Source organism: Sporosarcina luteola (assembly GCF_023715245.1).
GTDB classification, from domain to species: Bacteria; Bacillota; Bacilli; order Bacillales_A; family Planococcaceae; genus Sporosarcina; species Sporosarcina luteola_C.
Window position 1 is genome coordinate 36,676 of record NZ_JAMBNV010000002.1, and the last position, 21,357, is coordinate 58,032.

The window sequence follows — 21,357 nt, forward strand, 5'->3', positions numbered from 1 at the left end:
TTCCCCATCTTCGGGAAGCGTCCTTTTTATTTTACAGTGGCCTCATACCATCGCTGTTGTAGGATTGATCCGCATATTGAAGATCATCCTGTAATGGCGGCTTTTTCGTAAAGCAGAGAACTGCAGCGACATAAAGCAAAATGGAAGGCAACGATAAGATCCCGCCTAACAAGCCGGCAATAATGAACATGATTCCTGCCAGTTTGGCATTCTTGTTTTTCCAGATGTTGACGATACCAATAATATTCAGTACGACACTGATAATCATAGCAATGAGGAGGAACCAGAAGAATCCGCCCATGACATTAAAGAATCCGTAAATAGCATCCATCTCGGCCTGCGTCATCGCCGGATCGGCCATCATTTCCCTTTCAAAATCCCGCATGGCTGCCGGATCGTTTTTCACAATTTTAAAAATAGCCATTGCAATGAATCCAAAAATAACTCCAATTGCAGTCATAATGACAGCAATGATGGATAATACTTTTTCTGCTGTGCGTTTCAAGTAAAGCACCCTTTCCTTTTACATATTTTCTATCATAACAAGTATACGATTAGGATAACAATAGGATTCATTACTCATCTATTTCTTTTTTTATTGTCGAAGTTTTGGAATTGTCAATCACGGGTACTGTATTCCTATGATAGCTTCCTTCAATAAGCGAAAGGAGAGGATGAAATATGGGGAAAAATCTACTGTTCACTTCGACGGACATGTTCTACACTGTCGCAGGCGCATCCGTACTAACAGGCATCGTATATTTCGTCACAACTGCATGGGGACTTTGATTCTATATCGAAATAAATAAAAGGCAATCCTTTAATCGTTGAAGGATTGCCTTTTTTTGTTCTTATGCTTTCACATCGTCATATTCCTTGTATCGATTAAACGCAGTGACTACATACGAGCATACCGCTTCCATCTTATACCCTTTTTCACGGGCATATTCTGCTGCGCGGTCGAGCAGTTGCTTTGCCACTCCCTGCCCTCGCAAGTCTTCCGATACATACGTATGATCCATGACCATGACATCGGCGAGAAGTGTCCATGTGATTTCAGCTAGCAACTTTCCGTCCTTTTCATGCTTGAACGCGAATGCGTCTCCGCCAAGCTCAACTAATTTAAATTCCATGAGATCATCTCCTTTTCCAATATTCTATCATAGCGCATGGGCATATCACTTGAACCATGACTTGATTGATTCAAAAAGATCCGCAAAGAACTGTTGTACTTTATCCCAAAAACCAGGATCGATATCGCCGAACTTCTCTTTGATTGTCGTCGCCATATCGGATAATTGCTCCGACAGCTTGCCAAAGTCGATGTCTAGATTCCGGATCCGGTCCATCAAGTCGATCAGCAATTGCCGATCAGCCTCGCTCAACTCGATGTTCAACTTCTTCAATTGGTCATTTACAATTTTCTCGACTTCTTCTTTCGTCGCAGGCTTGTTGTCGGCAATCGCTTTTTTGATTTCCGTCAGGAGCTCGGCCACTTTGTCCTGATCGATTCCCGAGTCCTTCGCAAACTTCGTCGCCAAATTCAACTCATCATTCGCAACGTCCGTCCGCTCGGTATCGAGCGTCTCCCCGGACACTTCATATGCCTTATAAATCCCGACCAATGCGGAGTGCCCCGTCACCGGCTTCGGCGCCGCCACTTCGACGATCGCGTCTTCGATTCCTGCCGTCATCATCGCTGTTGCATACATCTCGTTCGTCACTTGCGTAATATTGTCTTGCGTGACGATCTTAATGACGAGGCCTTTCCCTTCATCCTGCCTAGTAATTTTGGCAGATGAATACATTCTCGCTTTGCTGTTGCCGTCTTTAATATATTTCACAAGATCATTGCCATCGACTGTAATCTCTTCAACTTCGGCATTCTCTTCAACTTTCAAGCTCTTCTTAACGCTTTCCTTCTCTGCGTCTGTCAAGTTCGCACCCAATACAACAATGGGCACACCTAATTTTTCATCAATGGTCGTATCGGCTTTCGCATACGTCGGCATCAAGCCCCCGACCACTAGCAGCAATGCGCCCGCTGCCATCAATATTCTTTTCATAAGCTTTCCCTCCTGTACTATGATGTAGTACGAAGTGCATTGAAAAAGGTTCCAGTTCTCATTTCAAAGTAGTCCAACCTTCACTTTGCGTAACTTTCCCTTCCTTCATCAGCTTGCCGAGTGCCCGTTTGAAAGAACCTTTGCTCATCCCGAACATCTCGCTAATTTCATCCGGAGTCGATTTATCCGAAAACGGCATTTTCCCGCCTACATCGCTGAGGTAACGGTAAACAGTTTCCGCATCATCTCCGAGGCGCTCCTCTTTCCTTGGCAGCAACGAGCCGTTTAGCGTACCGTCATCGCGCACATCAATAATCCGGATATCCACTTCCTCACCTAGACGCGGCTCATGCTCCCGCTCCGTCTGGTGGACAAAAATACGATACGTTTCCGGAATGCTTAAAAAGAACGATCCCACTGGCAATAGACGGTATGCCCTTGCTTTCAAGTTCTTATTGAAAGTGGTTTCAGGCGCATCCTCAATCAATTCCAACACCCTCTCCTCCGTTGCGAGGCGTCCGAAAATATTGCCGCCGAGATCGGTGCGCAATGTCATGAACAGCTCATCGTCCGTCTTCGGCCATAATGCCTTCACTCTCGGCAAGTCCGCTTTATTCACGAGCACTTCGAAGGAGGAGCCGATATCTACATACGCGCCTTCCTTGTCATCAATCCGGATCACTCGTCCCCAACCGAATGACTCGCATGTCATCTTCGGGATATTAGCAGTCGCTGTCAATTCGCCACGCCGGTTCATATATAGGAAGACTTCGACGTCATCCCCCTCTTCGACAGGCGATTCGAATTCCGATGCATTGATCATAATCTCCTGCTCGTCTCCGCCATCCAGCACCCATCTTGATCCTTCCTGGCCAATTACGGTCAGTTGGGCAATAAAACCCGGTTTATGTTCTGTCATTTGTTATCTACCTCTTCCATTTAGTAGCTCTGCCGTTTTTTCAGTTTTTCTACGAAAGCTTCGTCTTCTTTCATCGCCTCGACGAGATCCGTAATCCGGTCCATCGCATTCCAACTTAAGTGATGCTCGATTCCTTCAACATCTCCATAGATGTTCTTCTCCTCAACGCCGATGATCCGGAGAAACTGCTCGAGAAGTTCATGCCTCCTGACGAGTTTCTTTCCGAACGTCAAGCCTTTTTCTGTCAGTTCCAATCCTCTATAGCGCTCATAGACGACATACCCTTCACGGTCGAGCCTCTGCGCCATTTTTGTTACAGATGAAGGCAATACCGAAAGTGCTTCCGCTACATCGGAGACGCGGGCCTCTCCCCTTGCCTCGAGCTGCATATAAATCTGTTCAATATAATCTTCCATACTTGGTGTTGCCAATCATTCCACCTCCAGTATGTACATTCCCTGCCCATTTAATGATAAATCATGCATGTAAGCAGTTTACAAGTTCCAACTTACGGGTAAATTCACTATACCACTTCGAAGGAGTGAAAAAAATGGGTAAAATACTTTGGATTATTATCGTAGCACTAATCGCCTTCTGGCTGCTTGGATTTGTCATGAAAGTCGGAGGCGGACTTATCCACCTTCTGTTAGTCATCGCAGGAATCATATTCGTCATCCAGTTATTAACCGGCAGGCGATCAGTTTGAAGAAAGGGTGCCCAATTAGTGGCACCCTTTCTCATTTTACTTTTCCATAAATGCATGTATTCCGCAATTGCTTACCATCCGCCGAAAGGGAATCGCATCTCAATGTCCCTTCAAGCTCAAATCCTGCCCGTTCAGCTACAGAACGGCTTTTCACATTTTCCTCATCACATCTGATTTCCACTCTGCGAGCGTGCAAATCCTCGAATGCGAAGCGTGTCAAACGTTCAACCGCCTCTGTCATAAGCCCCTGCCCTTCGAATTTCGTATCCAGCCAATACCCGATTTCAAACTTCGGAACTGTCCAGTCGATGCGGTGAAGTCCCGTCGACCCGACAAACTCGCCAGTCTCTTTCGAAAACATATGGAGCCGTAAATCCTTCCGTGTAATGAAATCGGCAATCGCCTGCCGCAAATTCTCCTCTGTCGCATGCAGCTCAGGCGCCTTTTGTGCAAATGGCATCCATTCCTTTAAGGCAGGCTGGGAATTCCGCATCGCATTCCACACGTCAAGAGCGTCTTCCACTTCAGGCATACGGATGATGAGCCGCTCCGACTCAAATTCAGTCGGGAAATTCGGAATGCGTTTTTTCGGTTTTTCTCCGATGCCTGCATCTTCCCACATGACAGGAGTTGTCGTTCCCGCCAGGAAGTCTTCACGCGTCATCCCGTATGTGACAGCGTCATAATACGAGTTCTCTTTCGGTGAGAACCACGCTTTGCGTAAGTGGGCTTCCTTAACAAACCCTGCGCGCTCGAATGTCTTTCGCATTGCCAAGTTATCTTGACGCGTATGGCCTTCCAGACGGATCTTCTCCTCCGGCATGCCGAACACGAACTCCGTAATGAGGCGGAGCGCTTTCGGTCCATATCCGAATCCTCTATAACGATCAGCAATCCGTAAATCGAACAGCGGAATTTCATCCTGCAAATCATGGATCTTCACGATTCCTACAATATCTTCTTCCTCGTTTTGCACCCAGAACGTCTTCACTTCATCCGATTCATAACCGCCTTCTTCGATCGTCTTTTCGATCAATTCACGTTCCGGATGTGCATTTCCATGAAACGGCCATGTATTCGTCGTTAAAAAATGGATGAGCTGTTCCTGTTCCTCCATCGTCCATTCCCGCAATTTCATTCCAATTCCCCCCGTCCGGGCTGCGTACTTTACTTATGGATCCGCAACAATCTAAGTGAATTCAAAACGACGAGCAACGTCGCTCCCATATCTGCAAAGATTGCAATCCATAAAGTCAACCATCCAGGGATGATCAAAAGCAGCGCTACAATTTTTAAGCCTACTGCAAACATAATATTTTCTTTAATAATCTGCAACGTTTTTCGGCTTAATTTCATCGTATACGGCAATTGTCGGAGATCATCCGCCATCAATGCGATATCCGCCGTCTCTAGAGCGGCGTCAGTTCCTGCTCCTCCCATGGCGATCCCGATTGAAGAAGCGGCTAATGCAGGAGCGTCATTAATGCCGTCGCCGACCATCGCGACCCGGCCATAATGACCGATCAATCCTTTCACGGCAGTCAATTTGTCCTCCGGCATGAGTCCCGCACGGACATCCGTCACACCAGCAATTGTTGCAATTGCTTCAGCTGTCCGCTCATCATCACCCGTCAGCATGACCGTATGCCGGATGCCGACTCCCTTCAATTGACGCAGGACATCAGCACTTTCCTCCCGCAATGGATCCGTCACTGCGATCAATGCCTGGAATTCATGATTGAAGAGAACCGCCATGACGGATTTCCCTTCCTGTTGCAAGCCTTCTGCGCGTTTTTTCATTTTCGGAGGCAGTTCAGCAAGCTCTGCCGCCCATTTCATGCTCCCGACGTGGACTAGAGCACCATCCACTTCCCCGAAGGCCCCTTTCCCGGTGACCGACTGGAAGTTCCGGATATCCGCTAATCCTTCGCCTTGTTCTTTCGCATAATCGACAATCGCCCGTGCCAACGGATGCTGGGACATCGATTCGACCGCAGCGACCGCTTGCAGTATATTCCGCTTCTCCCCACCCTCAGTAATGAAATCCGTCACTTCAGGATATCCTTTTGTCAACGTGCCCGTCTTGTCGAAGGCGACCGCAGTAATGCGCCCCATCTCTTCAAGATAGACGCCTCCTTTAATGAGGACTCCTTGGCGGGCGGCATTTCCGATCGCCGTCACGATGGCGACAGGCGTGGATACGACGAGTGCGCAAGGACAGCCGACGACAAGCACCGCGAGCCCTTGGTAAATCCACGTATGCCACTCTCCTCCGAAAAGAGGCGGGACGATGGCGACTAAAATGGCAATGCCGATAATGATCGGCGTATAGTATTTCGCGAATCGATCGACGAACTTCTGTGACGGCGCCTTCTCTGCTTGGGCGTCCTCGACGAGGTGGATGATTTTGGCGATGGTCGTATCCCCGACGAGTTTTGTCACGGTCACTTCCAGCGCACCTTCTTCATTCAACGTCCCCGCAAACACTTCGTCGTCCTGCTGTTTCAACACGGGGACCGATTCCCCTGTGATCGCCGCCTGATTGATAGTCGATTGCCCACTCAGAACGATGCCGTCCATCGCAATTTTCTGCCCTGGTTTCACGATTAGGATATCGCCGACTCGGATATCCTCCGTCGGAAGCTCCATCATGCCGCCATTCCTTTTCACAAGCGCGGACGCAGGGGCGATATCCATGAGCTGGCGGATCGATTGACGCGCTTTATTCATGGAGTATGCTTCAAGCGCTTCACTCACTGCGAATAAAAACACGACGACAGCCGCTTCCTGCCATTCACCGATGATTGCCGCTCCGATAATCGCGATCGTCATCAACGTCTTCATGTCAAAATCAAGTCGTACAAGGTTCTTGATGCCTGTGATGAACATTCCCGTCCCGCCGATCAGGATGGCGGCTGCGAACAGTCCAGTTGCTACTGTCGGATGCGGGACGTCCCGATAGGTGAAATACATCCCCGCAATGACGAACAATAGGGACAAGAATGTGACGATATTTTCTTTCCTTTGGTAAAACGGAATTTTCGGCTCAGTATTCCTTTTCGCCAAAGGGACGACTTGAATACCATCGAATGCACCTGCCGCCTGGAGCTCCTCCATCGTCGCTTCGCCTGTGAAAGAAAGCTTGGATGCGCCAAAGTTGACCGTTGCTTCAGAAACGGAGGGGATGCTTTTCACGTTGTTTTCGAATTTCATTGCACAGTTTGCACAAGTGAGATTCTCGAGTCTGTACTCCGTTTTAGTGGTCATCCGGCTCATCCTCCTTTTCCGAGGCGTGATCGTGGGCAATCTTTACAAGGTCATAAACATGGCCATCCGCCAATGAATAATAAACCATCTTCCCTTTGCGCTCTGATTTCGCAAGACTATGCTCCCGCAAATAGCGAAGATGATGGGACGCCGTCGCATTAGATGCGCCGATGACCGCTGCCACGTCACAGACGCACATCTGCTCCTCGAGCGTGAGAGAATAGGCGATTTTCAATCTCGTTTCGTCTGCGAGCGCCTTAAATATTCGCACCATGCCGCCGACATCCGGCAGTCCTTTTTGAACTTTCTCGACTACTTCCTCATGGACAACTGTTACTTCGCATGTATCTTTGACTTTCATTTCGGCACCTCATTCAAATGTTCGTTTGATTATAGTATATGTGTACACTTTTCTGATTGCAAGGACAATCAAACAAACATTTGATTGTTTATTTCATTTAGAAATAAAGGGTTTTAGACATTCGCATGGAAGTTGATAATTATTCCTATAAAATTGCTGCAGGAGAAGCAGCGGGATGCATCAGTCTTAAAGTGGCATAGTAGAGTGAGGGACCACATCGGACCATCAAGTGAAACGGAGTGTGGAATAAATGTTAAAAGGAAAATGGAATGCTATTACGGACGTGCCAGGTGTGGCGGTCGGCCATGTAACGTTGAAAGAGGAGCCCGGCACAGATAGCGCCTGCACAGGGGTCACAGCCATCTTGCCCCATGAAGGAAATTGCTTCGAACAGAAAGTGCCCTCGGCGAGTTTCGTATTGAACGGTTTCGGCAAATCAGCCGGACTTCTCCAGGTGGAGGAACTTGGTGTCATCGAATCCCCCATCATGCTTACCAATACATTCAGCGTTGGCGCGGTGCTGGAAGGGACGTTGAGGCATATGCTCGAGGAGAATACCGCCATCGGGGATTCCACCAGTTCATTGAACATCGTAGTCGGCGAATGCAATGACAGCTATTTGAACGCGATGCGTTCGTTGAAGGTCCGTCCGGAGCATGCCATTGAAGCAATCCGCGAAGCGAGTGCCGGTTCGTTTGAACAAGGCGATGTCGGTGCAGGGAAAGGGATGATCTGCTTCGGTCGAAAAGGCGGGATTGGATCTTCTTCAAGGGTTGTCCCTCACGACGGGGATTCATTCACAGTCGGCGTGCTGACGTTGACGAATTTCGGCAATCCGGAAGAATGTCTGATTGATGAATGGCTTGCGCGGAATAAAATGCAAATGACGACAGCGCAAGACAACTTAAAGCCATCCAGCGAAATGCAAAGCGAAAAACCGGACGGCTCCGTTATGATCATCGTCGCAACGGATGCACCGGTGGACAGCCGGCAGTTGAAGCGACTTGCGAAACGCGCCTCCATCGGCCTCGGTCGTACCGGCTCCCATATCCATAACGGCAGCGGCGACATCATCATCGCCTTCTCGAACGCCTATACGATTCCGCATTCGAGCGGAAGCGGTGATACGGTGAGCTATACATTGCTGCGTGATGACGCCAAAGTGATGAACGAACTTTTCAAGGCAGTCATCGAGGCGACGGAGGAAGCGGTATATCAATCATTGATGCATGCAGAGACGACAACCGGAAGGCATGGACGGACTGTGGAACGATGGCCATTTGTTGAGGAGTGAGTGGGTGATAATTGAGTCCTTGGTGAAATAATGGAGCCCTTGTGAGATTAATTGAGCCCTTGAGCAAATAATGGAGCCCTTGCGCGATTAATTGAGCCCTTGTTCAAATAAATGAGCCATTGCTAGAAAGAATGGACCCTGGTGAACATAGAATGGACCCTAGCATCGATTCACGGCAATAAAAAAACGGCACGCATGAGTTTACACCTCATGCGTGCCGTTTGCTATATATAATTATTGAGCAGGGTTTGCTTGCAGGTCGATTGAGATCTTGATGTCGTCGCCTACGAGTACGCCGCCCGCTTCGAGTGCTTGGTTCCATGTGAGACCGAACTCTTTGCGGGAGATTTTCCCTTCGACTTCGAATGCAGCAACTTGAACGCCCCATGGGTTTGTTCCTGTGCCTCCGAATTCTGCTTCAAATGTAACTTTCTTCGTTACGTCCTTGATTGTCAGATCACCTGTCACTTCGTACTCATCATCGCCTGTTTTCACGATATCCGTAGAGACGAAAGTTAGTTGAGGAAATTGTTCTGTAGCGAAAAAGTCGCCTGAACGAAGGTGATTGTCTCGGTCTTCGCTATTTGTATTAATGGAAGTTGCATCGATAGTGAAATTGATTTGTGCACCTGTCAAATCTTCAGGACTCCCCTCAATTGTCCCTTCGACTCCTGCAAAACTTCCTTTTACTTTTGAAACCATCATATGCTTTACTGAAAAACCTACACTTGTGTGTGACGCGTCCACTTTCCATGTTGCCATGTTACCATCCACCCTTCCCATTTTTTCGTTGCATTTCATTTCCCTATTCCGTATACCTGCAGTCATGAAAACATTCTCGCAAGCAAAAATATCTTCATTCCAAGATATATTCCAAATAATAACTCGAATATGTCTTGAAGTCAAGATAAATATTCCTTTAATTGCTATTCGGAATGCCTCGGTTATTATTTCTTGTCAAAACACCGGATAGCTAGCATACTTATAAAAGTGAAGGCTTCTTTTGATTCAATAAAAAGAGAAGGTTTTCAGCGCATTAGAATTGAAGGGACTGGATGTTGATGTCGAAGCATCAGTGGTTAGAGGAACTACGCGGAATTATTAAAGATGGCATACTACGGATAGATGAACCATTAAACAAATATACAATGACAAAACTTGGCGGAGCTGCAGATATACTCGTCATTCCGGGGACTATCGAGGAAACGGAAGAGACGGTGCGGTATGCATATGAAAATGGAATTCCGCTTTTATTATTAGGCAACGGGTCGAATATGGTCGTGAGGGATGGCGGCGTGCGCGGCATCGTCCTTCATCTGTCGAAACTGGATGCAATTGAAGTGGATGGCAATAAGGTCCACGCAGAAGCAGGAGCACTCATTATCGACGTTTCAAGACGCGCTGCAGAGGAATCGTTGACAGGTCTTGAATTCGCATGTGGAATACCCGGCTCCATCGGTGGTGCGATGGCTATGAATGCAGGAGCCTACGGCGGAGAAATTAAAGATATTATTGTGCAGTGCACGGTTCTTACAAAGACTGGTAAACGCCTTGTTCTATCGAAGGATGAGTTGGAGCTCGGCTATCGGAAAAGCATCATTACGTCTGAAGGGTATTATGTATTGTCCGCTGATTTCGAACTGGCAGAGGGAGACAAGGAAGCAATCGATGCAAAAGTCGCGGACTTGACGTTCCAACGTGAATCGAAGCAACCGCTCGAATATCCGTCCGCGGGAAGTGTGTTCAAACGGCCGCCGGGTTATTTCGCAGGGAAATTGATCCAAGATTGCGGCCTGCAAGGAAGAGGCCATGGTGGAGCGGAAGTGTCGACGAAGCATGCGGGCTTCATTATTAATAAAAATAAAGCGACCGCTTCCGATTACATTAATACAATCAATATGGTAAAGGCGGAAGTGAAGAAGAAATTCGACGTTGACTTGGAGCTGGAAGTGAAGATTGTAGGAGAAGAATAAACAATAGTGGAAAACAAAAGCGGATGACCAGTAACCGGTCATCCGCTTATAATTAAGTTCACTGCTCGATTTTACAGACAAATTGAGTTGCTTCGGTAACTCTGTCATCTGTAATCTGCACTTGACACATTTTATTATTGTTCATGAATTTGAAGATCCCGTTATTGAAATCTGTTCCGATTTCCTTAAAGAAAATACCTTCGAAGCGCGCCTCTTTTGAAAGGGTGAAGCTAATTCGAAAGCCCTCCCCTTCTTCGACTAAATAAGCCCGCACTCCTTTTTCGAACATGCCTTCAATTTCATCTTTAATCGCCCGATCAACGGAGACGACATGGAAATCAACAAATGTTATTTCGCGCAGCAACACGTTCATGAATGATCCTTTTGTGATCTCTTCCCATCTGCTCTGGGCAGTTTGACCGATAATGATCTGCGTAATATTATGTTTGTGAGCTACTTCTTTGATCGCCTTGGCAACCGGCCGTTTTTCATTATCCATAATGATGAAGTCTTCAACATCGAGCTCTTTGGCAAGTTCCTGCCATCTCTCGATATACTCGGATTTCTCGGCGTCAAATTCATCGAATGGCAATGGGTCAATCGTTAATATATATAGTGGACAATCGATGATGGATGCCATTTTATGTCCACGTCTAATGAGACGTTCGCCATTTGGACCGTAGTAGACACAAACAAGTATTGCTTCGTCCATACGACCTTTTACTTTGCCCATGACCGTAGTCACCTCTTACATTTATTTTCGTTCACTGTATCGCAATTTGTATTTACAATTGAAAACCATAATATTATACATAAAAGATGAGTGGCTGACAAGATGTAAATGTCTCAAAGTGCGACGGAAATCCGTTTAGTGTATAATTCTATTTATGAACTTTTTCTAATGGTATCTGTAGCTACCTATTATGTCCCCAGTTCTGTCGCGAGTCAAGCCTATCCCATCAATCAAGAAAAAATTTACATAAGACATCGAAATCCCTTTTTTCAGGAGGTTACCTGTTTGACAATTTCATTATCCATATTCATCCCTTTTATAGCTGCCATTTTCGTTCCCTTTCTCTATAAAAGGATACAAAGCAGGAAAATCGGTTGGTTTGTCTTGCTTGTTCCACTCTTGCTTTTTGTAACGCTTGCAAGCTTTATCCCTTCTATTGCAAAAGGGGAAACGTATACACATACGTTCCGATGGATTGAATCTGCCGGGATCCACTTTACAACTTATCTTGATGGCCTCAGTTTAATATTCGGCCTTCTCATTACGGGTGTCGGCAGTTTGGTCATCCTTTACTCCATCTATTATTTATCCGAACGGGAATCGTTAGGACGCTTTTACGTGTACCTTCTCCTGTTCATGGGCGCCATGCTCGGAGTCGTTTTTTCCGATAATCTTATGGTGTTGTACGTTTTTTGGGAATTGACGAGCATTTCTTCTTTCCTGCTGATCGCCTTCTGGTACCACCGGAAAAAATCAAGGTACGGCGCGCAAAAGTCCATGCTCATTACAGTATCGGGCGGAATTGCGATGCTTGCCGGATTCATTATGCTACATACTATGACAGGCACGTACAGTGTACGTGAGATAGTAGTCACGATTGGTCAGTATACGGACGAGCCTCTCTTTGTATTCGCCATGCTGCTCGTCTTACTCGGGGCATTTACGAAGTCCGCCCAGTTCCCGTTTCATATTTGGCTGCCGGATGCGATGGAAGCACCTACACCGGTCAGTGCTTATTTGCACTCAGCTACGATGGTCAAGGCGGGCATCTATTTGGTAGCACGTTTCACTCCCATTTTCGGAGGTGAGATGACCTGGTTTTACATCGTTAGCAGCGTGGGGATCTTCACCTTGTTCTGGGGATCGTTCAACGCCGTAAAGCAAACGGATTTAAAGGCCTTGCTCGCTTATTCGACAATCAGTCAGCTCGGTTTGGTCATGAGTCTTTTCGGCCTCGGCTCCGCTGCGCTCAATGAAGGTCATAGTGCAAATTCAATCATTTACGCGCAAGCCACATTTGCTGCACTGTTCCATCTCATCAACCATTCCACCTTTAAAGGAGCCCTCTTCATGGTTGTCGGAATTCTCGACCATGAACTAGGGACGCGGGATGTCCGCAGATTAGGCGGGCTTATGGCTTTCATGCCAGTGACGTTCAGCATCGCTTTGATCGGCAGCTTTTCAATGGCCGGGTTGCCTCCGTTCAATGGATTTTTAAGTAAGGAAATGTTTTTTGAGTCATTAGTGAATGCACGTAATCTGGAGCTTTTTGATGTGGGCACGATGGGAACAATTTTCCTCATAGTTGCTTGGCTTGCCAGTGTCTTCACATTCGTTTACAGCATGATTATCGTATTCCAAACGTTTTTCGGGGAATTCCAACCTGAACGGATAGAGAAACCGTCGAGGGAAGCTCCTTTCGGAATGCTCCTTGCGCCTTCCATTTTGGCAATTCTGGTCATCGGGATCTTCTTCTTCCCGAATAGTATCGGAAACTACTTGCTGCGCCCTGCAATGGCTGCGGTCTACCCAACACTCGAGGGCGCTGAAGGTTTGACGCCGCAAATCGTTGCGTGGCACGGCTTCAATAGCCCTGCATTGTTGATGACAATCGGAGTCATCATTCTAGGTGCTGTCCTATACAAATTCTATCGTTACTGGAGAGGCATTTATACGATCGCCCCTATGACTTGGAACTTGGATGCAGCCTTCAATGCAAATTTGATCTTGCTGGAAAAAGCATCTCACTTCTTTACCCGCCTTTATATGAAAGGGTATTTGAAAGACTATCTCGTCTATATCTTCTCCTTCTTTATCGTAGTTGTTGGAGGGGCGATTGTTTATACGGGTTCCTATACGTTCGACTTCTCGAATGATGCACCGGTTACGGCAAACGAATATCTTATTGTGCTCGCCATGGCGGTTGCTGGCCTTTCCATGCTATTCGCAAAATCCCGGATGACAGCGATTATTTTAAATGGTGTGCTCGGCTATTCCATCGCCTTCTTCTTCGTCGTCTTCCGGGCGCCTGATTTAGCATTGACCCAAGCCGTCGTTGAAACGGTGACAACCGCCCTGTTCCTCCTGTGCTTCTACTTTTTGCCTGATTGGAAGAAGGAGCGTTCGCCGATCGGAACAAAAGTGTTGAACGGGTTGATTGCCTTCGCTGCGGGAACGATTGTGACGGTTCTCGCCCTCACCGTTCAGGGGAATAAAATGTTTGAATCCATATCGGTTTACTTTGAAGATTCGTACCAACTTGCAGGCGGTAAAAATATTGTCAATACAATCTTAGGAGATTTCCGAGCGTTCGATACAATGTTGGAGGTCGTTGTGCTGTTCATTGCAGGAATCGGCGTGTTCACACTTATTAAGTTGAAAACGCGAAAGGAGGGGCAGGATTTTGAAGATCAATGATGTCATTTTGCAAACAGTAACGAAAATCGTCGTATTCATCATATTGACGTTCGGCGTTGAGCTGTTCTTGTCGGGGCATAACAATCCGGGCGGCGGTTTCATTGGCGGTCTTGTCCTCTCCTCCGCATTCGTTCTGCTTTATTTAGTTCATGATATTGATACGGTGCATAAAGGCATTCCGTTCGACTTCAAAAAAATCGCGGCATTAGGGGCATTTCTTGCCGTCGGTACAGGCATTGGTTCAGTCCTGTTCGGCAAGCATTTCCTTACACAGGCTGCCGGACATTTCAATTTACCCGTTTTCGGAGAGACGGAACTGTCGACAGTCCTCGTGTTCGAGGCGGGGGTGGCATTGACGGTTGTCGGTGTCGTCGTGACGATTATTTCAACCATTAGTGAGGATGTGTAGCAGATGGAAACGTTAATGACCATACTTGTTGGCTTTCTTGTAATGATCGCTGTCTATTTGCTGCTGTCCCGCAATTTGATTCGTGTGATTTTAGGGACAGCCGTCCTGTCTCACGCAGCGCATCTGCTCTTGATGACTATGGGAGGATTGAAGAAAGGCAGTGCACCGTTGCTCGGCGAGAATGCGGAAAGCTATACGGATGCTTTGCCACAGGCGCTGATCCTGACAGCAATCGTCATCAGCTTTGCAGTAACAGCATTTCTACTTGTACTTGCTTACCGTACATACAAAAAGACTGGAACGGATAACCTCCAGGAATTAAGGGGGTTCGAAGATGAATAACATAATCGCCATGCCGATGATCATCCCTTTGCTAACAGGGATCATCCTCGTTTTTTTACGCCATTACACGAAGACACAGCGTGTTCTCAGCATCCTGTCGAGCATTGCGACAGTGGCTGTCAGTTTAGTTATTCTATACCAAATTCAGCAGGAAGGGATATTACGGCTCGATTTCGGAGGCTGGATTCCTCCCTACGGCATTTTATTCGTTGCAGATTCATTTTCCATGCTGCTTGTCGTTACGACTTCGATCGTGACAGGTATCCTTCTTATCTATGCTTTTTCGTCCATTGGACAGCAGTTTGAGCATATGTTCTTTTATCCGTTCGTCTTCTTCCTTGTGGCGGGCGTCAACGGCTCATTCCTTACAGGGGACCTGTTCAATTTATTCGTCTGTTTCGAAGTGATGCTCCTCTCCTCTTACGTGCTCATTACGATGGGGGGCAGGAAGGTTCAGCTGATCGAATCAATCAAATACGTCACGATCAATGTCCTATCCTCATGGTTCTTCTTAATGGGGATCGCCTATTTATACGGAACAATCGGCACACTGAATATGGCCCATCTATCAGTCCGGATCGCAGAGGTGGGACAAGGCCCGCTGCTGACGGTAATCAGTCTTATCTTTTTAATTGTCTTCAGTTTGAAGGCGGGACTGCTCCTTTATTTCTGGCTGCCTGGATCATATAGTGCGCCCCCGACTGTGATAGCGGCCCTCTTCGGCGCATTGTTGACAAAGGTGGGGATGTACGCGTTGTTCCGCGTCTTCACCCTCATTTTTTATCACGAACCAATTATTACGCATACCGCGATCGGTGTGATGGCAATTCTTACAATGATCGGTGGAAGTGTCGGTGCACTTGCGTATAACGACATCCGCAAAATCGTTTCGTACAATGTCGTGATCGCGGTTGGTTTCATCTTGGCCGGGCTTGCAATTTCCTCAGAGATTGCTTTTCAAGGAGCCATCTTTTATTTAATTCATGACATGATCGTCAAAGCGTTACTGTTCCTTCTAGCGGGAACGATGATCTATTTGACGGGTAAAACGAAGATCGAAGAGATGAGCGGTTTGATTCGGAACTATCCGGCACTCGGTTGGCTCTTCTTCATCACGATGCTATCGTTAGCGGGAATTCCACCGTTAAGCGGGTTCATCGGCAAGGTGTTCATCGGGCAAGGAGCAATTGAATCGGGCTCCTTTGCACTGTTAATCGTAGCTTTTGCATCGGGCATTTCCGTCCTCTATTCGCTGTTGCGCATCTTCCTGAATTGCTTTTGGGGAGAGACGATCATCAATGAAGACGACGACGTTCCATTGAAAAAAGGGATGCTCGTTCCATGCATCCTATTTGCAATTATGACAGTCGCTATCGGAATCGGTGTCGAGGGTCTTGCTCCGTATGTCAGTGATGCAGCGAGGACGCTTATGAATCCGGAAATCTATATCGAAGCTGTCTTACAAGGAAATCGTTAAGCGGAAAGTTGAGGTGAAGGCGAGTGCCAGCCCAGTTATTACTGAATTTGTTCATCGCTTTTTTATGGATGACATTGATGGATGAAGATGAATTGAGATTTACGACGTTCTTTGCCGGTTTCCTCGTTGGAATCGGAATCATCTTTTTCATGCACCGTTTTTTCGGCACACAATTCTATTTACGCCGGTTATTTTATTCAATTAAATTGCTTTTCATTTTCATCTCGGAATTGACGCAGTCGAGCATCGTCGTATTGCGGCAGATTTTAAGCCCGACGTTGAAAATCAAACCGGGCATCTTTAAATATGAAACTGTTTTGAAGAGCGATGTGGAAGTGACGATGCTGTCGCTTCTCCTCACCTTGACACCGGGGTCTGTCGTCATGGAAGTATCGCCTGAAGGCAATATGCTTTATATCCATGCGATGGACGTCGAGCAATCCAGGGATGGTTTGATTAAACAACTGAAAAACTTTGAAAAAGCGATTATGGAGGTGACACGATGATTGAAACGATGATGACGATATCACTCGTCCTTTTTTCCATCACCATCTCCATTGCCGTCCTCCGGATCATCCTCGGCCCATCCATGCCGGACCGGGTCATTGCACTTGATATGGTCGGGGTCAATTTGATAGCGATGATCGCTGTTGTTTCAATCATGTTGAAGACAAAAGCCTTCTTGGAGGTCATTTTGATTTTAGGGATTCTTTCATTCATCGGAACGATCGCCTTTTCGAAATCTATTGAAAGGGGTGTCATCGTTGAGCGTAAACGAGATCGGTGAATTCATAGGGGCTGTGCTAATTTTAACGGGTGGAATTGCGAGTGTCATTAGTGCCTTCGGGCTTATCCGATTGCCGGATATCTATACGAGATCACACGCTGCGACGAAGAGTTCCACTCTGGCAGTTTTGTTAACGCTGTCTGGTACTTTTCTATATTTCTTGTTCCGTGAGCAGTTTGTCAGCGTGCGTGTGCTTCTCGGTATCGTTTTTGTGTTTCTCACAGCGCCTGTGGCAGGTCATTTGATTGTCCGTGCTGCGTACCGCTCGAAGGTGAAGCTCGCGGATATATCAACAGAAGATGAGTTGTACGAGGTTTTATATAAGGATGAAAGCCAAAATGACGGTTCTAGCGAAAAAAGCTAGAACCGTCGTTTTTTTTATTGCTGAGTAAAAAAGTTGATTTCCGCTTCAGGCGGACGCTTTCCGGGGCACTTTTAATTAGGTTGAATTCCTTCTTCGTCTGCAACTTTTTTTAATGCTTCCGCGAAGGCTTCGACTGGCTGTGCTCCTGAGATGGCGTATTTGCGGTTGATGACAAAGAATGGAACGCCTTTTACTCCGATTTGCCCTGCCTCTTCGATATCTCTTTTCACGTCATCGGCAAATTCATCGGATTGAAGGATCTGCTCTGCGCGTTCTTTCGAAATTCCCGCCTCTTCAGCAATGGCGAGCAACGTATCTTCGTTGTCGACTGCTTCCCCACTCACGAAGTGGCCTTGCAGCAGGCGCTCCGATACTGCGTCCCCCTTGCCTTCCGTTTCGGCGAGTTTGGCGAGTCGATGTGCGTTGAACGTGTTCGCCCCCTTCATGCTGTCGACATCAAAGTCGAGTCCGACTGTTTTCGCCTGAGCTGCAACATTGTCCAACATCTTTTTCGCTTCATCCAAGCTGATGCCGTATTTCTTCGACAAGTCTTCCGGCACCGGACTTCCCGCCCCTACAGGCGTGTTCGGATCCAATTGGTATGCTTTGAACACGACCTCGGCCTTGCCTTCTAAGTCCGTCGCTCTCAATGCTTCCTCCAATCTCCTTTTTCCAATGTAACAAAATGGGCAAACATAGTCTGACCAGATTTCTATTTTCATAAATTACGACCACCTTTCTTCTTTCATTTTAGATTCCAATCAAAATGGCAACAATGAATATGCCTGCTGCCATCGTTATCGAAGATTAATTGGAGGGCTATATCATGTACAATTCACTATGGCTAAAGACTGCTTACCCGCGGGATTCATACCCCGCTTTGGATAAAGACCTATCATGTGATGTTTGCATTATTGGAGGAGGGTTGAGCGGAATTGCAAACGCCTATTTTCTAGCGAAAGAAGGAAAAGACGTCATCCTGCTTGAGAAAGACGAAATCCTGTGCGGGGCTACAGGCAATTCGACTGGAAAACTGACCGTGCAGCATGACGTCGTCTATGCAGACTTGATCAAGCAGTTCGGACGTGAAAATGCAAAGGTTTATTATGAAGTGAACCGGCAAGCTGCCCTGTTCGGACGAACTTTTGCAGAAGGGGACGAGTTACGGAATGCAGATTCCATCCTTTTTGCACAGTCCAAATATGGAACCGAACGGCTTCGGGATGAAAAAAAGGCGTATGACGACATCGGAATTATAGGGGAACTTAGCAGGAATAGCGAGCTTCCTTTGAAAACCGAACTGATGTTGACGGTGAAAGACGAAACACAGATCCATCCCGTACGGTTCGGGCAACATTTAGCAAAAATGGCCGTTCAAGCAGGAGCCCGCATATTCGAAAATTCGGATGTCCGGCTCATGGATTTGAAAAAACGGCTGCTTTACACAAATTCTGAAAACGAAGTTCGATTCAATGAACTTGTTCTATGCACCCATTATCCAATAGAGGCGCTGAGGGGATTGCAGATTCTGAAATTGATCGTCGGCCGTTCCTATATCGTTTCCGCCCCAGCGAATATGCCGTTAACCGGGCAGTATATTTCGGTCGACAATCCGAAGCGCTCGGTTAGGACTGCCTATATCGATGGAAAAACACATTTCCTCTTATCCGGCGAGGGGCATCAGGCCGGAATGGAAAAAGAGACGCAAGTGCATTATGAAACATTGTCCTCCGAATTGGGGGATGTCTATCAGCTTGACGCGATGAAATATGGGTGGTCTGCACAGGATCCGCAGACACCTGACCTCATTCCATATGCAGGATGCATTTCGACGAGCATGCCATATGTCTATTTAAATACGGGGTTTAGGAAATGGGGACTTTCCAATTCGCTTGCCAGTGCGCGTATTATCAGCGACCAGATTGTCGGCCGGCAGAACAGGGCCGCTTCGCTCTATGCTCCCGACCGTACAGGCTTCGGCTCGTTCCTCGTTCAAGCTTTGAAGAATACGGGGCTTGTGCTGAAAGAATTCACTGGCGGCCATATTTCAAGGACCAACTCCCCTGTGTGCACTCATATGGGGTGCAGGACGCGATGGAATGAAGCCGACCAGACGTGGGATTGTCCATGCCATGGATCCCGTTTCCGGAGGGATGGCTCCGTCCTCGAAGGCCCTGCAACGAAGCCATTGGATTTGGGCTAATTGTGTTACTCAAACTTCATCGCTATTTCGATGAGTCAAAGGTCCCGAAATGACGATAACTCTTGAAAAGTGACCGATAACTACCGGAAATTGATCGATAACTTCCAGGAAATGATCGATATCCGCCGGGAAATGAACGATAAGTTTTCATCGCTCAAAATAAAAAAGGTTGTGCCTCTAAAAAGAGCACAACCTTCATTATTTCATTTCAATGCTTCTGTTAAAACAGGTACAATTTGCTTCTTCCTGGAGACGACACCTTTGAAGGTAGCCGTATTGTTCGTCAAAGCGACGTTGAATGCAGCACAAGCGCGTTCAGCGGATTTACCGAGCGCAATGACAGTCGAATCATTGTTCAGGATGTCCGTTACGACGAACAGGAACAAGTCCAACCCTTTTTCTTCGATGATGCTGTTCAATAGAACTTCCACTTCAGCTTGGCGGCTCATGACATCATTGACTTCAATTGCGTTCACTTGCGCGATTTCAATTTTCGCATTGCCGATCGTGAATTCCTTTGCATCAAGCGAAACAAGTTCTTCAAGCGACTTTCCGCTCAAATCTGCGCCCGCCTTTAGCATTTCAAGACCATACACTTGCGCATCCACTTCTGCAATCGCAGCCAATTCTTCAGCCGCTGCGCGATCCTCTTCCATAAATGTCGGCGATTTAAAAAGCAGTGAATCGGAAATGATTGCCGAAAGCATGAGTCCCGCAATATCCTTTGGAATGTCGACGCCATTTTCCTTATAAAGCTTTTTCAAAATGGTCGCCGTGCAACCAACTGGTTCAGCACGGTAATAGAGCGGATCTGCCGTCTGGAAATTAGCAATCCGGTGATGATCCACAACTTCGATGACTTGCACCTCGTCCAGATCATCGACGCTCTGCTGCTTTTCATTATGGTCGACAAGGATGACTTGCTGTGCTTCCGGTGCCGCTTTTTCAATCAATCGCGGAGCTTCAAAACCGAATTGACTTAGCGCGTAAGCAGTTTCACCTGAAATGGAGCCAAGACGCACAGCTTCCGCATCCATTCCAAGCTGTTGTTTCAAATAAGCATAGCTGATCGCCGACGTAATCGAATCGGTATCAGGGTTTTTATGTCCAAATACTAATACTTTCCCCATCATAATCCTCCTACAGGTATATTCCTTTTTTATTCTATCATAAAGGGTCGCCTAACAAAATTGCTGCCAGTTCTTCTTTATTCACTAAAAAATCGGCAATCGTGTACTTGTCCAACACCGCCAAATATGCGGCGAGTGCTTCATGCAATGCGCCCTTCAATCTGCATGCAGAAGAAAGGATGCACTGATTGCCATCCTCACGGAAACATTCGACAAGATAAAAATCATCCTCCGTTTTCCGCACGAGCTCCCCAACAATTATTTCTTCTGGCCTTACGTTCAGACGAATACCGCCGCCTCGTCCTCGCACGGTTGCGATAAGCCCCATCTTCCCTAATTCGTGGACGACCTTTGTCAAATGGTTTTTCGATATATTGTACCGATCCGATATCTCCTGTATTGTCGACAACTCCCCAGTTTCCTTTGTACCTAAATACATTAACACCCTCAGGGAATAATCTGTATATAATGTTAACCGCATAATTTCACATCCATTCACCAACCTATTATAACGATTATGGCGGTATCGTGAAAGAAATGTGTCCAAAATCGCACACCAAATACAAAGATGTATTTAATATATACCTTTGGTGAAGAAAATGATTTATAGTGGAATTAACAAAACAAGA

The 21,357-nt window shown here is 46.8% G+C and carries 24 protein-coding genes; 11 read left to right on the plus strand and 13 right to left on the minus strand.

The window, feature by feature from the left end:
* Positions 1-31 precede the first annotated feature (31 nt).
* The 5 genes from M3152_RS11545 to mntR form a co-directional block, all read right to left on the minus strand.
* Positions 32-505 carry a DUF4064 domain-containing protein gene (locus tag M3152_RS11545; RefSeq protein WP_251695354.1) on the minus strand — a complete coding sequence of 158 codons (474 nt, stop codon included), beginning with the start codon at positions 503-505 and terminating at the stop codon, positions 32-34.
* 346 nt (positions 506-851) lie between these two features.
* On the minus strand, positions 852-1,133 hold the full coding sequence (locus tag M3152_RS11550; protein WP_251695355.1) for a GNAT family N-acetyltransferase: 282 nt from the start codon (positions 1,131-1,133) through the stop codon (positions 852-854).
* 45 nt (positions 1,134-1,178) lie between these two features.
* Positions 1,179-2,066: a DUF1002 domain-containing protein gene (locus M3152_RS11555; protein WP_251695356.1), complete on the minus strand. Its 888-nt coding sequence runs from the start codon at positions 2,064-2,066 to the stop codon at positions 1,179-1,181.
* Positions 2,067-2,124: 58 nt separating this feature from the next.
* The gene (locus M3152_RS11560; protein ID WP_251695357.1) at positions 2,125-2,985 is read right to left on the minus strand and encodes a CvfB family protein; all 861 of its coding nucleotides are present in this window, start codon (positions 2,983-2,985) and stop codon (positions 2,125-2,127) included.
* Between the two features lie 20 nt (positions 2,986-3,005).
* Positions 3,006-3,416, minus strand: a complete 411-nt coding sequence (gene mntR, locus M3152_RS11565) for a transcriptional regulator MntR (protein ID WP_251695358.1) — start codon at positions 3,414-3,416, stop codon at positions 3,006-3,008.
* 119 nt (positions 3,417-3,535) lie between these two features.
* On the opposite strand from mntR, the gene M3152_RS11570 reads away from it, so the two are divergent.
* Positions 3,536-3,691 (plus strand): lmo0937 family membrane protein, encoded by a 156-nt coding sequence (locus M3152_RS11570; protein ID WP_153009923.1) that lies wholly within the window; start codon positions 3,536-3,538, stop codon positions 3,689-3,691.
* 31 nt (positions 3,692-3,722) lie between these two features.
* On the opposite strand, the gene M3152_RS11575 is transcribed toward M3152_RS11570, so the two are convergent.
* The 3 genes from M3152_RS11575 to M3152_RS11585 are packed head-to-tail and all read right to left on the minus strand — an operon-like array spanning position 3,723 to position 7,319.
* Positions 3,723-4,829: a GNAT family N-acetyltransferase gene (locus M3152_RS11575; RefSeq protein ID WP_251695359.1), complete on the minus strand. Its 1,107-nt coding sequence runs from the start codon at positions 4,827-4,829 to the stop codon at positions 3,723-3,725.
* A 29-nt stretch (positions 4,830-4,858) separates the two neighbouring features.
* Complete coding sequence (locus M3152_RS11580) at positions 4,859-6,967, minus strand: heavy metal translocating P-type ATPase (protein ID WP_435371945.1); 2,109 nt, start codon at positions 6,965-6,967, stop codon at positions 4,859-4,861.
* A complete protein-coding gene (locus M3152_RS11585; RefSeq protein ID WP_251695361.1) occupies positions 6,948-7,319 on the minus strand; it encodes an ArsR/SmtB family transcription factor in 372 nt (123 codons plus the stop codon). The genes M3152_RS11580 and M3152_RS11585 overlap by 20 nt, the downstream gene beginning before the upstream one ends.
* Positions 7,320-7,569: 250 nt before the next feature.
* Between M3152_RS11585 and M3152_RS11590 the strand changes: the two genes are divergently transcribed.
* Positions 7,570-8,613: a P1 family peptidase gene (locus tag M3152_RS11590; protein ID WP_251695362.1), complete on the plus strand. Its 1,044-nt coding sequence runs from the start codon at positions 7,570-7,572 to the stop codon at positions 8,611-8,613.
* Between the two features lie 234 nt (positions 8,614-8,847).
* On the opposite strand, the gene M3152_RS11595 is transcribed toward M3152_RS11590, so the two are convergent.
* Positions 8,848-9,375 (minus strand): YceI family protein, encoded by a 528-nt coding sequence (locus M3152_RS11595; RefSeq protein ID WP_251695363.1) that lies wholly within the window; start codon positions 9,373-9,375, stop codon positions 8,848-8,850.
* 299 nt (positions 9,376-9,674) lie between these two features.
* Between M3152_RS11595 and murB the strand changes: the two genes are divergently transcribed.
* Positions 9,675-10,586, plus strand: a complete 912-nt coding sequence (gene murB / locus M3152_RS11600; RefSeq protein ID WP_251695364.1) for a UDP-N-acetylmuramate dehydrogenase — start codon at positions 9,675-9,677, stop codon at positions 10,584-10,586.
* Positions 10,587-10,644: 58 nt separating this feature from the next.
* Here the strand turns inward: murB and M3152_RS11605 are convergent, their stop codons facing one another.
* Positions 10,645-11,319 (minus strand): histidine kinase, encoded by a 675-nt coding sequence (locus M3152_RS11605; protein ID WP_251695365.1) that lies wholly within the window; start codon positions 11,317-11,319, stop codon positions 10,645-10,647.
* Positions 11,320-11,604: 285 nt separating this feature from the next.
* Here M3152_RS11605 and M3152_RS11610 point away from each other — a divergent pair, with 285 nt between their 5' ends.
* Genes M3152_RS11610 through M3152_RS11640 form a run of 7 tightly spaced genes read left to right on the plus strand, consistent with a single transcriptional unit; the run spans position 11,605 to position 17,395 of the window.
* Positions 11,605-14,016, plus strand: a complete 2,412-nt coding sequence (locus M3152_RS11610) for a Na+/H+ antiporter subunit A (protein ID WP_251695366.1) — start codon at positions 11,605-11,607, stop codon at positions 14,014-14,016.
* Entirely contained in the window at positions 14,003-14,425 is a 423-nt protein-coding gene (locus M3152_RS11615; RefSeq protein ID WP_251695367.1) for a Na(+)/H(+) antiporter subunit B, read from the plus strand. Before M3152_RS11610 ends, M3152_RS11615 begins: the two co-directional genes overlap by 14 nt.
* A gap of 3 nt (positions 14,426-14,428) precedes the next feature.
* Positions 14,429-14,767, plus strand: a complete 339-nt coding sequence (locus tag M3152_RS11620; RefSeq protein WP_251628135.1) for a Na(+)/H(+) antiporter subunit C — start codon at positions 14,429-14,431, stop codon at positions 14,765-14,767.
* On the plus strand, positions 14,760-16,244 hold the full coding sequence (locus tag M3152_RS11625; protein ID WP_251695368.1) for a Na+/H+ antiporter subunit D: 1,485 nt from the start codon (positions 14,760-14,762) through the stop codon (positions 16,242-16,244). The genes M3152_RS11620 and M3152_RS11625 overlap by 8 nt, the downstream gene beginning before the upstream one ends.
* 23 nt (positions 16,245-16,267) lie before the next feature.
* Entirely contained in the window at positions 16,268-16,750 is a 483-nt protein-coding gene (locus M3152_RS11630) for a Na+/H+ antiporter subunit E (protein ID WP_251695369.1), read from the plus strand.
* Positions 16,747-17,031 carry a Na(+)/H(+) antiporter subunit F1 gene (locus M3152_RS11635; protein WP_251695370.1) on the plus strand — a complete coding sequence of 95 codons (285 nt, stop codon included), beginning with the start codon at positions 16,747-16,749 and terminating at the stop codon, positions 17,029-17,031. The genes M3152_RS11630 and M3152_RS11635 overlap by 4 nt, the downstream gene beginning before the upstream one ends.
* A complete protein-coding gene (locus tag M3152_RS11640; protein WP_251695371.1) occupies positions 17,009-17,395 on the plus strand; it encodes a Na+/H+ antiporter subunit G in 387 nt (128 codons plus the stop codon). Before M3152_RS11635 ends, M3152_RS11640 begins: the two co-directional genes overlap by 23 nt.
* Positions 17,396-17,466: 71 nt before the next feature.
* Here the strand turns inward: M3152_RS11640 and M3152_RS11645 are convergent, their stop codons facing one another.
* Positions 17,467-18,117 carry a DsbA family oxidoreductase gene (locus M3152_RS11645; RefSeq protein ID WP_251695372.1) on the minus strand — a complete coding sequence of 217 codons (651 nt, stop codon included), beginning with the start codon at positions 18,115-18,117 and terminating at the stop codon, positions 17,467-17,469.
* Between the two features lie 104 nt (positions 18,118-18,221).
* Between M3152_RS11645 and M3152_RS11650 the strand changes: the two genes are divergently transcribed.
* A complete protein-coding gene (locus tag M3152_RS11650; RefSeq protein ID WP_251695373.1) occupies positions 18,222-19,598 on the plus strand; it encodes an FAD-dependent oxidoreductase in 1,377 nt (458 codons plus the stop codon).
* 203 nt (positions 19,599-19,801) lie between these two features.
* Here M3152_RS11650 and M3152_RS11655 read toward each other — a convergent pair whose 3' ends face one another.
* Both M3152_RS11655 and M3152_RS11660 read right to left on the minus strand, forming a co-directional pair.
* Positions 19,802-20,728 carry a manganese-dependent inorganic pyrophosphatase gene (locus M3152_RS11655; RefSeq protein ID WP_251695374.1) on the minus strand — a complete coding sequence of 309 codons (927 nt, stop codon included), beginning with the start codon at positions 20,726-20,728 and terminating at the stop codon, positions 19,802-19,804.
* Positions 20,729-20,765: 37 nt separating this feature from the next.
* Positions 20,766-21,209 carry an RrF2 family transcriptional regulator gene (locus M3152_RS11660; RefSeq protein ID WP_251695375.1) on the minus strand — a complete coding sequence of 148 codons (444 nt, stop codon included), beginning with the start codon at positions 21,207-21,209 and terminating at the stop codon, positions 20,766-20,768.
* Positions 21,210-21,357: the final 148 nt, after the last annotated feature.